This window comes from Sorangium sp. So ce302 (genome assembly GCF_051530145.1).
Classification (GTDB): Bacteria; Myxococcota_A; Polyangia; order Polyangiales; family Polyangiaceae; genus Sorangium; species Sorangium cellulosum_B.
Genome location: NZ_CP150326.1, coordinates 10,478,182 through 10,490,404, shown reverse-complemented (window position 1 = coordinate 10,490,404; position 12,223 = coordinate 10,478,182). Strand labels below are relative to the sequence as shown.

Here is a 12,223-nt window from a genome sequence, read left to right as displayed (position 1 = left end):
GGCACGGCGCCGTGGCGCGCTGACCGGGGCAACAGGGGGACATGATGAAATTGAGTCAAGCCGATGCGGCCACGGTCAATGTCGCGGAGCTGGTCTATGGAGACCAGGTGGAGCTCGATGATCCGGCGGAGACATACCATGAGGCTTCCAAGCTCCATCCGGGCATCCTCGGCGAGGAGGCCGCTGGTAGGACGCTCCTGGAGACGAGCGCGCAGCTCCAGCGCTCGACGGCGAGGTCAACCAAGCGGTATGTGCTCGGCGAGGTGATTCGACTGCCAGGACCGGCGCTGCCCGATGTGGGCCTGACGGCGCTCCTTCGGGAGCGCAGATCGATCCGCCAGTTCAGCGGCGCGCGAATCGACGCGCAGGCGCTCTCGAGCCTCGTGTACGCCGGGTACGGCATCACCCACACGGTCCCCGCGAGCCCGATGACCATGCGGACCGTCCCTTCAGGAGGCGCGCTTTACCCCCTGGATCTCTACTGCGCCGTCCTCGGGGTCGACGGGGTTGCCTCTGGCGTGTACCACTACGACCCCTTCCAGCACGCCTTGGAGCAGGTGCGGGCTGGCGACTGCCGGGAGGAGATAGGCGGATCCATGGTCGCTCCCGGGATCGTGAAGGGCGCGTGCGTGGTCCTGCTGATCGCGGCGATGTTCAGGCGAAACCGGTTCAAATACGGCCTCCGAGGGTACCGGTTCGCGCTGATCGAGGCCGGGCATCTTGCGCAGAACGTGCTGCTGGCCTCCCAGTCGCTTCAGCTCGGCGGCGTTCCGCTGGGAGGCTACTATGACCGCGGCATCGACGATCTCCTCGGCATGGATGGGGTGAACGAGTCTGTCGTCTACACGCTCGCCATCGGTGTTCCCGCCTGATCAGGCCTCGACCGGCGCGAGCAGCGCTGCCCGGTGGCGCGCAAGGTAGCTCCGCACGTCCTCCGCGGGCTTGCCGGTGAGCTCCTCCACCGCCCTCGTCGCCACATCCAGCGTTCCGCGGGCGATCGCCTCGTCGAAGGATGCGAGGAGCCCGGCGATCGCCGCGGGCATCCCGGCCTTCTGCATGCCTTGCTCCAGCGCATCGCGCGGCACGGGGACGTAGTCGATCGACTTGCCTGTGACGGACGAGGCGATCTGCGCGAGCTCGCGCTGGGACACGGCCGACGGCCCGGTGATATCGAGCACGCGCTTGCCATCGAAATCGGCCGCCAGCGCCGCGGCCGCGGCGCGGGCGCAGTCCTCGCGCGTGACATACCCGGCCTTGCCGTCGCCGGCCGCAGCGACCAGCTGGCCCGTCGCCAGCGCGCGCCGCAGCGAGGCCACGAGGAAGTCCGTATAGAGGTTGTTGCGCAGCACGGTCGCGCCGAGCCCGCTCTCCGCGAGGGCATCCTCGGTGACCTGGTGGTCGGGCGCGATCGCGATCGGCGAGCCCGGCCCGGGGTTGGTCAGCGACGTGTAGACCACGTGCCCCACGCCCGCCTTCGCCGCGGCCTCGAGCGCGCTCCGGTGCTGCGCGATGCGCCGGCCGGGGCGGTCCAGCGCGTCGGTGCTGATGAGCAACAGGCGCGCCGCGCCGGCGAACGCCTCCGCGAGCGACGCGGGAGCATCGAAATCTGCGCGCCGCACCTCGACGCCGCGGGCGCGGAGCTCGCCGAGCTTCTCCGGGTGCCGGGTCGTGACGATGAGCGGCCCTGCGCCCTGCGCGAGCAAGAGATCGACGACGCGCCGCCCGAGCTGGCCGTTCGCGCCGGTGACGAGGAGAGGCTGAGACATGGTGAGAGCTCCTTGTGACGAGGTTGGGCGGATATTTGCCGCTGTCTCGAATCTGGTGCAACACGCAGAAATTGGCTACTGTGTGCCGGAATAGGAACAATGGATCTGAACCACCTCTCCGTCTTCGCGGCGGTCGCCGAGACGGCGAGCTTCACGGAGGCGGCGCGCCGGCTGGGGGTGCCCAAGTCGACGGTCAGCCGGGGCGTCGCGTCGCTGGAGGCGTCGCTCGGCGTGCGGCTCTTGCAGCGGACGACGCGCAGCGTGGCGCTGACGACGGCCGGGCACGCGCTGGTGGACCGCCTCGGCTCGCGGCTCAAGGCGCTGACGGAGGCGATCGAGGGGCTCCCGGAGCTCGAGGACGAGCCGTCGGGCACGCTGCGCCTCACCGCGACGGCGGACTTCGCCACCGAGGTGCTGGCGGAGATCCTCGCCGCCTTCTGCCGCCGCTACCCGCGCATCACGGTGGAGATGCACCTGTCGACGCAGTCCGTGGATCTGGTGAAAGAGGGGTACGACGCTGCGTTCCGGTTCCTCACGAAGCAGCCGCGAGACTCGACGCTGGTCGCGCGCAAGGTGGGCGAGCTGCACCTCCAGTTCTACGCCTCGCCCGCGTACCTGGCCGCGCGGGGGACGCCGAAGACGCTGGAGGATCTCGCGGGGCACGATGGCGTGGCGCTCATCAAGACGAGCCCGGTCGGGCGAGACGAGGTGTCGCGCGCCCGCGCGCGGCTCCGTGTCCGGTGGCTCGTGAACGACGGGTTCTTCGCGCGCGAGGTGGTGCGCAACGGCGGTGGGATCGGCCTGCTCCCGACCTTCCTCGTCCAGCAGGACGTGCTCGCCGGGGCGCTCGTCCGCGTGCTGCCGCGCTGGACGGCGCCGACGGGCGGCGTCTTCCTCGTGTTCCCGAGCGGCCAGCACTTGCCGAGGAAGACCGTCGCGCTGCGCGATCACGTGGTCGAGGCGCTGCGGATGCAGCTCAAGGCGCGCGCGGGCCGCGCCGGTGAGGGCTAGCGCCCCATCGGGTTGTCGCGAACATTACACACGTATTGGACCCACGGCAGCGCCGCGACGAGATGTGATCCGCGCCTCCACGCGGGCGCCCCTTAAGGCTTGATTTGCCGACAGGTCGTGAGGTTAGGCTGCACAGCCGAGGCCGCCGGCGCATCGCGGGCGGGGCACCTGAACATGAGCGCACACGACACTCTCGCGCGATCGCCGCTCGCGGTGGTCGAATACGGGCTGGATCTGGCGATCACGGCGTGGAACGAGAGCGCCGCGCGACAGCTCGGGTTCTCGAGGCAGGAGGCGATGGGTCGATCCATCGCCGAGCTGCTCGCTGTCCCCGAGGGCGCGGGGTTGTGGCGGCGGCTGCTCGACGAGGACAGCGGGGAGCAGCGCCTGCGTCACGCCCGGAGGGACGGGGGCGACGTGGCCGTCGTGTGGGTTCATCACCGCGTGCTCGGTGCGCGGGGCGAGGCGGCGGGCGTGGTGTGCATCGGCCGCGATGTGACGGCCGAGCTCGAGGCGTCCAGGCGTCAGGCGGAGCACCAGCACATCCTCCGTGCCCTCGTCGAGAACCTCGATGTCGTCGTCTGGGCCTGCGATGCCAGCGGCGTGTTCACCTACTACGACGGCAAGGCGCTCGCGGCGGCCGGCATGAAGCCAGGACAGCTCGTGGGGCTGAACAATTTCGACATCTACAAGGAGCACCAGACCGGGGGGTTGCGGAGGGCACTCCGAGGGGAGCCGATGCACAACGTCATGGAAGCGGACGGAAAGCCCATCGAGAACTGGTTCGTCCCGGTCCGAGGGGAGGGGGGAGGTCGCAGGCCGGACCCAGGTTGAGGTCGCAGGCCGGACCCAGGTTGAGGTCGGACGACCCGACCCAGGTTGAGGTCGGACGACCCGACCCAGGTTGAGGTCGCCGGCCGGACCCAGGTTGAGGTCGCCGGCCGGACCCAGGTTGAGGTCGCCGGCCAGATCCTTCACTCTCGGCACGCGCCTGGCACGGGCCTCGCAAGGATCCTCTCCCGAAGGAGGCCCCTCATGGATTACGACCGCTTCATCGAGGAGGTGCAGCGCCGCGCCGGCTTCGAGGGCCGCGACGAGGCCGAGCGTGCGATCGCGGTGACAGCACGGACGCTCGGCGAGCGGCTGCTCGTGGAGGAGGCGGCCGTGGTCGCCGGTGGGCTGCCGGGTCCCGTCGCCGCCGCGGTGCGCGGCGCCACGTACCAGGGCGACTTCGATCGCGACGAGCTCTACGACCGCATCGCCCGCCGCGAGGGCGCGCCGCGCGGCTTTGGCATGGAGCACGCCCAGGCCGTGTGCCAGGTCATCGGCGAGGCGCTGCCCGAGGCCGAGCGCGTGCGGCTCCAGCGGCACCTGCCGGACTGGGCGGACCTCTTCGCGCCGCGCTCGGCCGGAGCGCCCCCGCCGCGGCCGGCGCACGCCGCATCGCCGCCCGAGACCGGCCAGGGCTCGACGCTCGCGACGGGGCGGCCCGGCAGCCGTCACCCCTTGAGCGAGGCGCGCCCCGAGACGGCCCATGCGCAGTCGGTCGCCCGATCGGACGATCCCCACGCGGATACCAGGCTGTCGAGCAGCCCGGGGCTGACGCAGGAGCGCCTCCGAGAGACGCTGGCTGACGGGCGCCCCGGCCCCGAGCACCCCGTCAGCGAGACGCAGCGCTGAGCCGCGAACCGCAGCGCGGACGGCCCCACCCGGCGCGGGGGCCTCTGGCGCCTGCTTGACAGCGGCCGTGCTCCCGCGAACACTTCGCCTCGCGGGCTGCTCCGGGCCCGGCTCCTCGCTCGCCGCCGGCACGGCTCCGCGAGGGGCGAAGAGGGCGCTGCCCTTCGGCGGTCTTCGCTCGTGATGCTGCCGCTCTTCCGTCGGTGCCGGCCGACAAGGACCGATCTCGGCAGATCACCTGGACAGGGCCGATGGGGAACCGCCACCACCACAAGAAGCTGCGCGCCGACGTCCGCGCCAGGATGGCCCGGACCGGCGAGAGCTACCAGAAGGCGCTCGCGCAGATCCTGGACGAGCGTTCCACGCCGAAGGCGGCGCGAAACATCGATCTCGTGCCGATCGATTACTTCGGCGCGCCGGCCGCGCTCGCGACGTTCGAGATCGCGGGGCGGCTCGCGTGTCTCGTCGTCTCGAGCCGCCATCGCCCGCGGCCGTTCCCTCAAAGCCCCCTCATCGCCCTGGCGATGCGTGGGCCTCGGGCCATCCATTGAGTGATCTCCGCGATCCCGGGTGTCGCGAGGTCATGATGAGCACGTCAACGAGAGATCGAATCGACGCCTTTCGCGCGCAAGGCTTCTTCATCATGCGCGCTTTCCTCGACGTCGCCGAGCGCGCCGAGCTCCGCCGCGCGTGCGACGCCGCGCTCCTCCGCACACGAGCGCTCTCCCGGGAGACGGGTCACTCGACCCCCAGGATCTCGCTCCTCACGGACGGCGCGACCTGCTTTCAGGACGATCCCTGCGCGCTGGAGCTCATCTCCGCGTTCGTCGGCTCCCGGCGCGTCTGCGAGCTGCTCGCCGGCCTCTCGCGCGCGGGAGCGGGAGAGGGAGAGGAAGACGCCCCGCGCCTGAAGGACGCGCATTACTACCACGAGCAGACCAGGCGCGACTGGGACGGGGACTGGCACCGAGACAGCCAGTTCGGCCAATCCGATCCAGAAATCGAGCGCGCCATCGTCGCGACGACGACATCGGTCCACTTCAGGGTGGCCCTGGAAGACGACGATCGGCTCGAGATCGTCCCCGGGTCCCACGCCCGCTGGGACACGCCGGACGAGCTCCGGATCCGCAGGGGCGCCGATCGGACCACGCCGGACATGCCGAACGCCGCGCGCGTCGCTTTGCGCGCCGGAGACGCGTGTATCTTCCACGCGTGGTCCATTCACCGCGCGACTTACCTTCGAGCTCCTCCGCGTCGCACGATCGACGCCCTCTACACCTTTGCTCGTCCGACCGCGCGTCGGTGGACGCTGCCGGCGATCTGAGGTGCCGCCGTCCGTCGCCCGGCCACCGCGGCGCCCGCCCTCTCGCGCATGCTGGTGCCGGCGTGGCCGTCGCGGCGGCCCTCGTCTTTGCGCCGTGCGCCGCGCGCGCGGATCCCACGATGAGCGAGGAAGCGGGATGGCTGATGTTCGCCGCGCTGCCGTCCGAGGTCGGCGGCGACGTGGGGATAGGCCTCCGCGAGATGGGTGGCCCGCGGATGCTCCTCGCGTGGTCCATGCAGCTCCCCATCCTTCCGCCCCCGGCGAGCTTACAGCAGCCGCGCGCGAGGTCGCCTATCCTTGCCGCCCATGGCGCCCCGCCTGCCCCTGCTCCACCGCCTCGCCGGCGGGCTGGAGACCCGCCCCGTCAAGGCCGCGATCTCGCTCCTGATCCTCGTCTCGGTCCTGCCCATCCAGGGCCTCGACGAGCAGCTCCGCCCGTATTTCCTGGCGATCTTCGGCGTCGAGCTCCTCTTCCGGGCCGTCCTCCTCCACCAGCGCGGGGACGGGCGGTCGCGCCTCGACGTGCTCCTCTTCGCCTTCGACATCATCGCCTGGGTCAGCTTCCTGCCGCTCGAGCGGATCCTCGACGCGCACGCCGCCCACGCCCTCCCCATGCTGCGGCTCTCGCGGCTCTTCCTGCTCCTGCGCTTCACGCGCGAGATCGCGATCGACCTCTACGCGATCATGACGCGGCGCGAGCTGCTCGAGCAGTTCGGGCTCGTCACGCTGGCCGTCTGGGGGCTCGCGTTCGGCTCCTCCGTGCTGCTCAGCCACCTCGCGATCACGCACGACTACGATGGCCGCGGCCCGACCCCGGACACCAACTTCATCGACCGGATCTGGTGGTCTTTCCGGCAGATCGAGAGCGCCGACAACCTCGTCGAGAACCTCCGGGTCCACCCCGTCGTGGCCGTCGTCTCGCTCGGCCTCACCATGGTGGGCGTCTTCATCACGTCGTTCATCATCGGCATCGGCGCCAACGTGGTCGACCAGGTCGTGCGCGCGGCGCGGCGGCGGCCGGTCCGCTACGCGGGGCACGCGCTCGTGATCGGCCCGGTGCACGAGGCCGAGATGCTGGTGCAGGAGTTCGTCCGGCTGTACGAGCGCCACCGCGCGCTCCGGAGCATCCGGCTCGCGGAGCTCTGGCAGTGGCTCATCCGCCGCGGGCCCCCGCCGACCCGCCACGCGCTCCCGCGGATGGCGCTCCTCGGCACCGAGGACGACCCGCCCGCCTACCTCTACGCGCCGGGGATGCGCTGGGTGAGCTACCGCCAAGGGGACAGCGCGCAGCCGGAGGCGCTCGAGCTCGTGGGCGCCGCCGAGGCGAAGCGCGCGCTCATCCTCGCGCGGCCCGACGCCGGGCCCGACGCCGACGCCTTGACGGCGATGACGCTCTCCTCGTTCCGGACGCAGAACCCGCACGGCCACGTGTTCGTCGAGGTGCAGGAGAGCAAGAACCGCGATCTCATCCAGGAGGTGGGCGGGCCCGGGACACATCCGCTCGACATGCAGCGGTTCCTCGGCTTCTTCCTCTGCCAGCACCTGCTCACGCCAGGCGTGGAGTCCCTCTACACCGACCTCATGACCGCGGACGGCTCCGAGTTCTACACGCACATCTTCCTGGGCGAGGAGGCGGCCTGCGCCGTCGGCAAGCTCGGCAAGGCGCCGAAGCACGAGCTCTCGTTCTCGGACATGGCGCGCGCTGCCTACGAGAAGCAGGTGATCCTCGCGGGGGTGTTCCTCGGGGACGAGGCGGCGGTGCCGAAGCGCGAGGAGGGCAAGCTCGTGTCGGTCGAGGGGCTCGTGCCGTGGCTGAATCCGCTGCTCGATCCGCCCGAGGGGTCGCCGGCGTGGGCCCTCGGCGCGCGGGCGGGCCGGGTGCCGGCGCAGCGGCTCAGGGGGCTCATCGGCGTATCGGCGACGTATGCGCCGCTCCTGGACTACGGGCGAGAGCTCTACAGGGGCCGGGGGATCGAGCGCGCCGCGGCGTCGGACGGCGCGACGGCGGCGCACGAGTGGGCGGCGAAGCTCTCGCTGCACCTCGGCGAGATCGAGCGGGTGCTGATCGTCGGGTACAGCGCCGCGCTGCCCTCGCTGCTGCACGCGCTCGCGCGGTTCGTGCCGGGCGTCGAGGTGACGCTGGTCCTCGGGGAGCGCGGGGACGAGCGGATGCCGCTCCCCGATCGGCTCGCCTCGCTCGGCGTGACGCCCGGCCCGAGCGGCGCGCCGCCGGGCTCGGACGGGGCGATGCTCTCGCTCCCGCGCGGGGGCAGCGCGACGGTGTACACGCAGCACGGGCACGACCTCGCCTCGCTCGCGGTGCGCTGCGTGGCGCGCGGCGCGCCGCTCTCCGCGGCGGTGTTCCTGAGCGAGCCCGAGGGGCTCGATCGCGACGCCCGCACGGCGATGCGGGTCATCCGCTTCGCGCGGGCGCTGGCGAGCCGGGAGCTCGCGCACGGCAGGGCGCTGCATGTGCTCGCGGAGTTCTCCTCGGTGGCGAAGGGCGAGCACGTCCGGAGCCTCCTTGCCCCTGACAAGTGCGGCTTCGCCGTGCGGGTCAGCCTCGTCAGCACCGAGCGCATCAAGAACTACTTCATGGTCCACAGCGCCTTCGTGCCGGGAGTAACGGCTCTTTACGATGAGCTCCTCGGCGAGGGCGGGCAGGACCTCGTCCGCATCGAGGCGCCGCCGCCCGACGTGGCGGGGCAGGCGGGCGACGAGCTCCGCTTCGACGACATCCGGGCGGCGCTCGAGCCCCGGGGCGCCATCCCCATCGCGCTGGAGGTCGAGGAGCCGAAGGAGGACCAGCCCGGGGGGGCGAGCCCCGTCGCGCAGCGGGGCGAGCCCCGGCGCGCGAGCCATGTCGCGCAGCCGGGCGAGCGCCGGGTCGTGCACCTGAACCCGCCGCCGGAGAAGGCCTTCAAGACGGCGCTCATCCGCGTCGTGTACGCGCTCGCACGGCGCCAGGATCTCGTGATCCAGGGGGCGCAGCGGCCGAGGCGGGGCGACGCAGCGCTCGGCGAGGAGTCCCCGCGGATCAGCGCGTGATCAGCGCGTGATCAGCGCGTGATCAGCGCGCCGCCGCGCCTCTTTTTCGCGCCTCGCCCGAAGTCGCGCGATCTTCGCGGCGAGATCTGTATCCTGGAGGCGTGCCCGAGCGCCCGGACCTGGAGTACGTCGTTCCGATCCTCGCGCGCGAGCTCGCGGGCGCGGCCGTGGCCGCGGCGCGGGCCGAGAACTCGGTGGTGCTGCACGTCCTGCTCCCGGAGCGCCTCGACGCGCTCTTGCCGGGCGCGGAGATCCGGCGCGTGGCGCGGCGGGCGCACGCCGTGGTCTTCGAGCTCGACGGGGCGCGCGCGCTCGATCTCGTGATCTCCCCGATGCTGGCAGGGCGGTTCTCGATCACGCGGCCAGGAGAGACGCGGATTCCAACCGATCTCGCCTTCTCGCTGACCCTCGGGGACGGCCGCGAGCTCAGGGTCCGAGACGACGTGCAGATGAGCAAGGTCCACGTGCTCGCGCGGGGCGATTTCGACAGGATCCCCGGGCTCCAGCGCGTCGGCCTCGACGTCCTCGATCCTCGGGTGTTCACGCAGGAGGCGTTCCGCGCCGCCGCGCGCGGGCGGCGCGACCTCGCCAAGGATTTCCTGATGGACGGGACGGCGCTCGACTCCATGGGAGACGCGTACGCCGACGAGGTGCTCTTCGAGGCAAGGATCCACCCGAAGGCGACGGTCCAGAGCCTCTCCGAGGAGGAGACCGACCGCCTCCACGTGGCGATCGCCCGTGTCCTCGGCGACGCGACCCGGACGATCGCCCGGCGCGCGCCGGCCCTGGACGAGCGGCTGCGCGACTTCCTCAAGGTCCGCGGGCGCCCGGGCCAGCCGTGCCCGCGCTGCGGCGACAAGCTCCGTCGCGCGAGCGTCCACGGGCACGACGCGATCTTCTGCCCGGCCTGCCAGCCGGAGGTGCGGAGGAGCGCAGCGGGGGATCCGCGCCGCGCCAGGCGGGAGCCGGGCTGAGGCGAGGCCGGCGTCACAGCGCTTCCGGCAGCGGCTCCGGCGGCGCGAGCCCCGCGCTCTTCGCCCTGCACGGGACGCTCATGCCCTGACAGCCGCACTGGTTCTGGCCGCCGTCGGTGATCTTGCCCGCCGTGCCGCTCTCCGTCTCGACGTTGAGATCGATGAAGTTGCACTCGATGGTGCTGCGCGCGAGCGCCACCGAGGCGCCGAAGCTCGCGATGGCGGCGCCGTCGCTCGCCTCGATGCGCACGCCGGTCAACGTGGCCTCCGAGTCGCCGGGGTCCTTGACGATCGTGACGCCGTTTCCCTGGAGCCCATCGGCTGAGCTCCGCGTGCCGCGGATCGTGGTCTCCTCGAGGGTGGCCGCAGATCCGAAGAGGGCGAGCCCCGAATCTACGCTCTCCTCGACGAGCGACGACCGGAGCACGAGGCCGCTCCGCCCGTCCTGTGCGCCGAGCGCGTGGACCTCGATCCCCCGGCCGAAACGCCCGTCCGACGCCTGCGGGAGCGTGCGGCGGACCGCGACCCGCTCCAGCGTCGCGTCGGCGCCCTCGATGAAGACACCCGCGGTGCGGCTCCCCTCGACCACGGAGCCGCGCGCGGTGACGTCGCCGCGCAGCGGGCCGCGGGAGGCCACCGCGAGCCCGACGCCGTGTTTCCCGTCCCCGTCGCGCGGCAGGGTGTCGCGCACGAGCACGCCGTCGAGCGAGGCGTCGGAGCTCAGGATCGCGACGCCCACGTAGCGGCTCTGCTCGACGACCACGCGCTGCAGGGTCGCCTCGGAGCGCAGGCCCTCCTCGAGGTCGGCGGCAATATAGACGCCCCACCCCGTCGCCAGCTTGTCCGGGTAAGGCCGCGTGTCGCGCACGACCGTATCCTCGACGACGGCGGACGAGCCCTGGACCCAGATCCCCGCCTCCTCATTGGCCTCGAGGACGCTGCGCCTCAAGGTCACCTGGCTCGGCTGGCCCCGGCTGTTCCGGATGGCCAGCACGCCCATCCCGGCGGCGTTGGTGTCGATTCCGGTGCTGTCGCGGATCACGCTGTCCTCGACGAGCGCCTCGGAGGCGATGAGGTACACGCCGGTTCCGTGGCTCTGCTCGATGATGGATGCGCGTACCGTGATCGAGGCCGGCGTGTTGCCCTCTCCCCTGTTCGCGCCGACGCCCGTCCCCTCGACCTCGCCGGACTCGAGGGTTCCTCGCACGACGGACGACTCGAGGGCGAGCTCGGCGCCCGCGCTGTGCACGCCGACCCGATGGGCCCCTTCGACGAGCGAGCCACGGACGGTGAGCGCCGCCGGGCCTTGCTCGTTGTCCACCTTGATGCCCTGGGCGCCCGCGCCGGCCACCCAGACCTCGTCGATCACGACGCCGCTCGAGCCCGAGACCAGGATACCTTGCCCCGCGCTTCGGATCGCGACGCCCCGTATCTCGGCCGCGTCGGCGCCCGCGCCGACTTCGATGGCCGCGGCCGTGTCCGGCCCCGCCCCGGCGATCTCGACGAGCGCCGGGCACCTCCCCCACAGCCGTACTGGCTTGTCGACGATCACGTCCTCTGGATACGTACCCGCGGCGATCGCGACGACCGCGCCGGGCGCGGCCGCGCGGAGGCCCTCGCCGACGGTCGTCCACGGCCTCTCCGGCGTGCCATCGGAGTCGCCCCCTGCATAGGCGCCGTCGACGTGCTGGGTCTCCTCGTCCAGGGCGATGTCGCCCCATGGCGCCTCACCGCACGGCGCGACCTCGCGACAGGCGGTCTCGCCCGGCACGGCCATCGTCCCCGCAGGGCACGGGGCATCCGGCAGGACAGGCGCGCACGCTCGGTCGCCCGGCGTGAAGCCGGCGCCGCAGGCCTCGGGCGGGATGCCCGCGGGCTCGCACCCAGAATCGGTCGTGCGCTCGCCGGCCGCGCACCCCGGCGCGGCCGCCCCTCCTCCTCCGCCGCCGTCAGGCGTCGCGTCCGGCCGAGGTGGGGGGGCCTCCCTGTCGCAGCCAGCCAGGAGCCACGTCGCCGTGAGCAGCAGGAGCGGAGCCCCGTGTCGGTCCATGAATCCGTCCATGAACCGGACCACGACGTCGAGCAACAGTCTACTTGTCGTCTATCACCGTAAAAAAAACGCCGACCCGTCCGCGCTCACGGTCTTCTCTTTGCTCAAACGCGACCCAGGAGACGCGGAGGCTTCACAGGAGAGAGCAGCGAGCGACCGCCATGCACTCCGCGCCTCTTCTTCTGCGCCTCTGTGGTGCATTTTTCTTCTCACTGCATCGGCGCGCCGGCGCGAGTCGAGCCTTCGTGCGAGGCACGGTGACAGGGAGCGGCGTTCTGAGCTACGCTGAGCGCCCCGCAGGAAACGCAGCATGCTTTGCAAAATTCATCACTCTGCACATCGCCTGGCCGGCGTCGCCGTGCTTCTTCTG

General features: G+C 71.9%; 10 protein-coding genes. 8 read left to right on the top strand and 2 right to left on the bottom strand.

The genetic code is table 11. The features are described from left to right. The first annotated feature begins 44 nt into the window (after positions 1 to 44). A complete protein-coding gene (locus tag WME73_RS39775) occupies positions 45 to 872 on the top strand; it encodes a SagB/ThcOx family dehydrogenase (protein WP_437741482.1) in 828 nt (275 codons plus the stop codon). Here the strand turns inward: WME73_RS39775 and WME73_RS39770 are convergent, their stop codons facing one another. Continuing rightward, the gene (locus tag WME73_RS39770; protein WP_437852875.1) at positions 873 to 1,766 is read right to left on the bottom strand and encodes an SDR family oxidoreductase; all 894 of its coding nucleotides are present in this window, start codon (positions 1,764 to 1,766) and stop codon (positions 873 to 875) included. Positions 1,767 to 1,865: 99 nt separating this feature from the next. Between WME73_RS39770 and WME73_RS39765 the strand changes: the two genes are divergently transcribed. The 7 genes from WME73_RS39765 (at position 1,866) to WME73_RS39735 (ending at position 9,803) form a co-directional block, all read left to right on the top strand. Next, on the top strand, positions 1,866 to 2,777 hold the full coding sequence (locus WME73_RS39765) for a LysR substrate-binding domain-containing protein (RefSeq protein WP_437913009.1): 912 nt from the start codon (positions 1,866 to 1,868) through the stop codon (positions 2,775 to 2,777). 174 nt (positions 2,778 to 2,951) lie between these two features. Then, complete coding sequence (locus WME73_RS39760) at positions 2,952 to 3,611, top strand: PAS domain-containing protein (protein ID WP_437913008.1); 660 nt, start codon at positions 2,952 to 2,954, stop codon at positions 3,609 to 3,611. 201 nt (positions 3,612 to 3,812) lie between these two features. Beyond that, positions 3,813 to 4,457 (top strand): DUF2267 domain-containing protein, encoded by a 645-nt coding sequence (locus WME73_RS39755; RefSeq protein WP_437741478.1) that lies wholly within the window; start codon positions 3,813 to 3,815, stop codon positions 4,455 to 4,457. 251 nt (positions 4,458 to 4,708) lie between these two features. Beyond that, the gene (locus WME73_RS39750) at positions 4,709 to 5,008 is read left to right on the top strand and encodes a hypothetical protein (protein WP_437852869.1); all 300 of its coding nucleotides are present in this window, start codon (positions 4,709 to 4,711) and stop codon (positions 5,006 to 5,008) included. Between the two features lie 32 nt (positions 5,009 to 5,040). After that, a complete protein-coding gene (locus tag WME73_RS39745) occupies positions 5,041 to 5,781 on the top strand; it encodes a phytanoyl-CoA dioxygenase family protein (RefSeq protein WP_437913007.1) in 741 nt (246 codons plus the stop codon). Between the two features lie 306 nt (positions 5,782 to 6,087). Then, complete coding sequence (locus tag WME73_RS39740) at positions 6,088 to 8,829, top strand: hypothetical protein (protein ID WP_437741475.1); 2,742 nt, start codon at positions 6,088 to 6,090, stop codon at positions 8,827 to 8,829. Between the two features lie 101 nt (positions 8,830 to 8,930). Further along, positions 8,931 to 9,803, top strand: a complete 873-nt coding sequence (locus tag WME73_RS39735) for a DNA-formamidopyrimidine glycosylase family protein (protein ID WP_437913006.1) — start codon at positions 8,931 to 8,933, stop codon at positions 9,801 to 9,803. Between the two features lie 13 nt (positions 9,804 to 9,816). Here WME73_RS39735 and WME73_RS39730 read toward each other — a convergent pair whose 3' ends face one another. Further along, positions 9,817 to 11,853 (bottom strand): right-handed parallel beta-helix repeat-containing protein, encoded by a 2,037-nt coding sequence (locus WME73_RS39730; RefSeq protein ID WP_437913005.1) that lies wholly within the window; start codon positions 11,851 to 11,853, stop codon positions 9,817 to 9,819. Between the last annotated feature and the right edge of the window lie 370 nt (positions 11,854 to 12,223).

Coding starts and splice junctions, on each gene's coding strand:
- WME73_RS39775 (WP_437741482.1), top strand. CDS start 45: ATGAAATTGAGTCAAGCCGATGCGGCCACGGTCAATGTCGCGGAGCTG.
- WME73_RS39770 (WP_437852875.1), bottom strand. CDS start 1,766: ATGTCTCAGCCTCTCCTCGTCACCGGCGCGAACGGCCAGCTCGGGCGG.
- WME73_RS39765 (WP_437913009.1), top strand. CDS start 1,866: ATGGATCTGAACCACCTCTCCGTCTTCGCGGCGGTCGCCGAGACGGCG.
- WME73_RS39760 (WP_437913008.1), top strand. CDS start 2,952: ATGAGCGCACACGACACTCTCGCGCGATCGCCGCTCGCGGTGGTCGAA.
- WME73_RS39755 (WP_437741478.1), top strand. CDS start 3,813: ATGGATTACGACCGCTTCATCGAGGAGGTGCAGCGCCGCGCCGGCTTC.
- WME73_RS39750 (WP_437852869.1), top strand. CDS start 4,709: ATGGGGAACCGCCACCACCACAAGAAGCTGCGCGCCGACGTCCGCGCC.
- WME73_RS39745 (WP_437913007.1), top strand. CDS start 5,041: ATGATGAGCACGTCAACGAGAGATCGAATCGACGCCTTTCGCGCGCAA.
- WME73_RS39740 (WP_437741475.1), top strand. CDS start 6,088: ATGGCGCCCCGCCTGCCCCTGCTCCACCGCCTCGCCGGCGGGCTGGAG.
- WME73_RS39730 (WP_437913005.1), bottom strand. CDS start 11,853: ATGGACCGACACGGGGCTCCGCTCCTGCTGCTCACGGCGACGTGGCTC.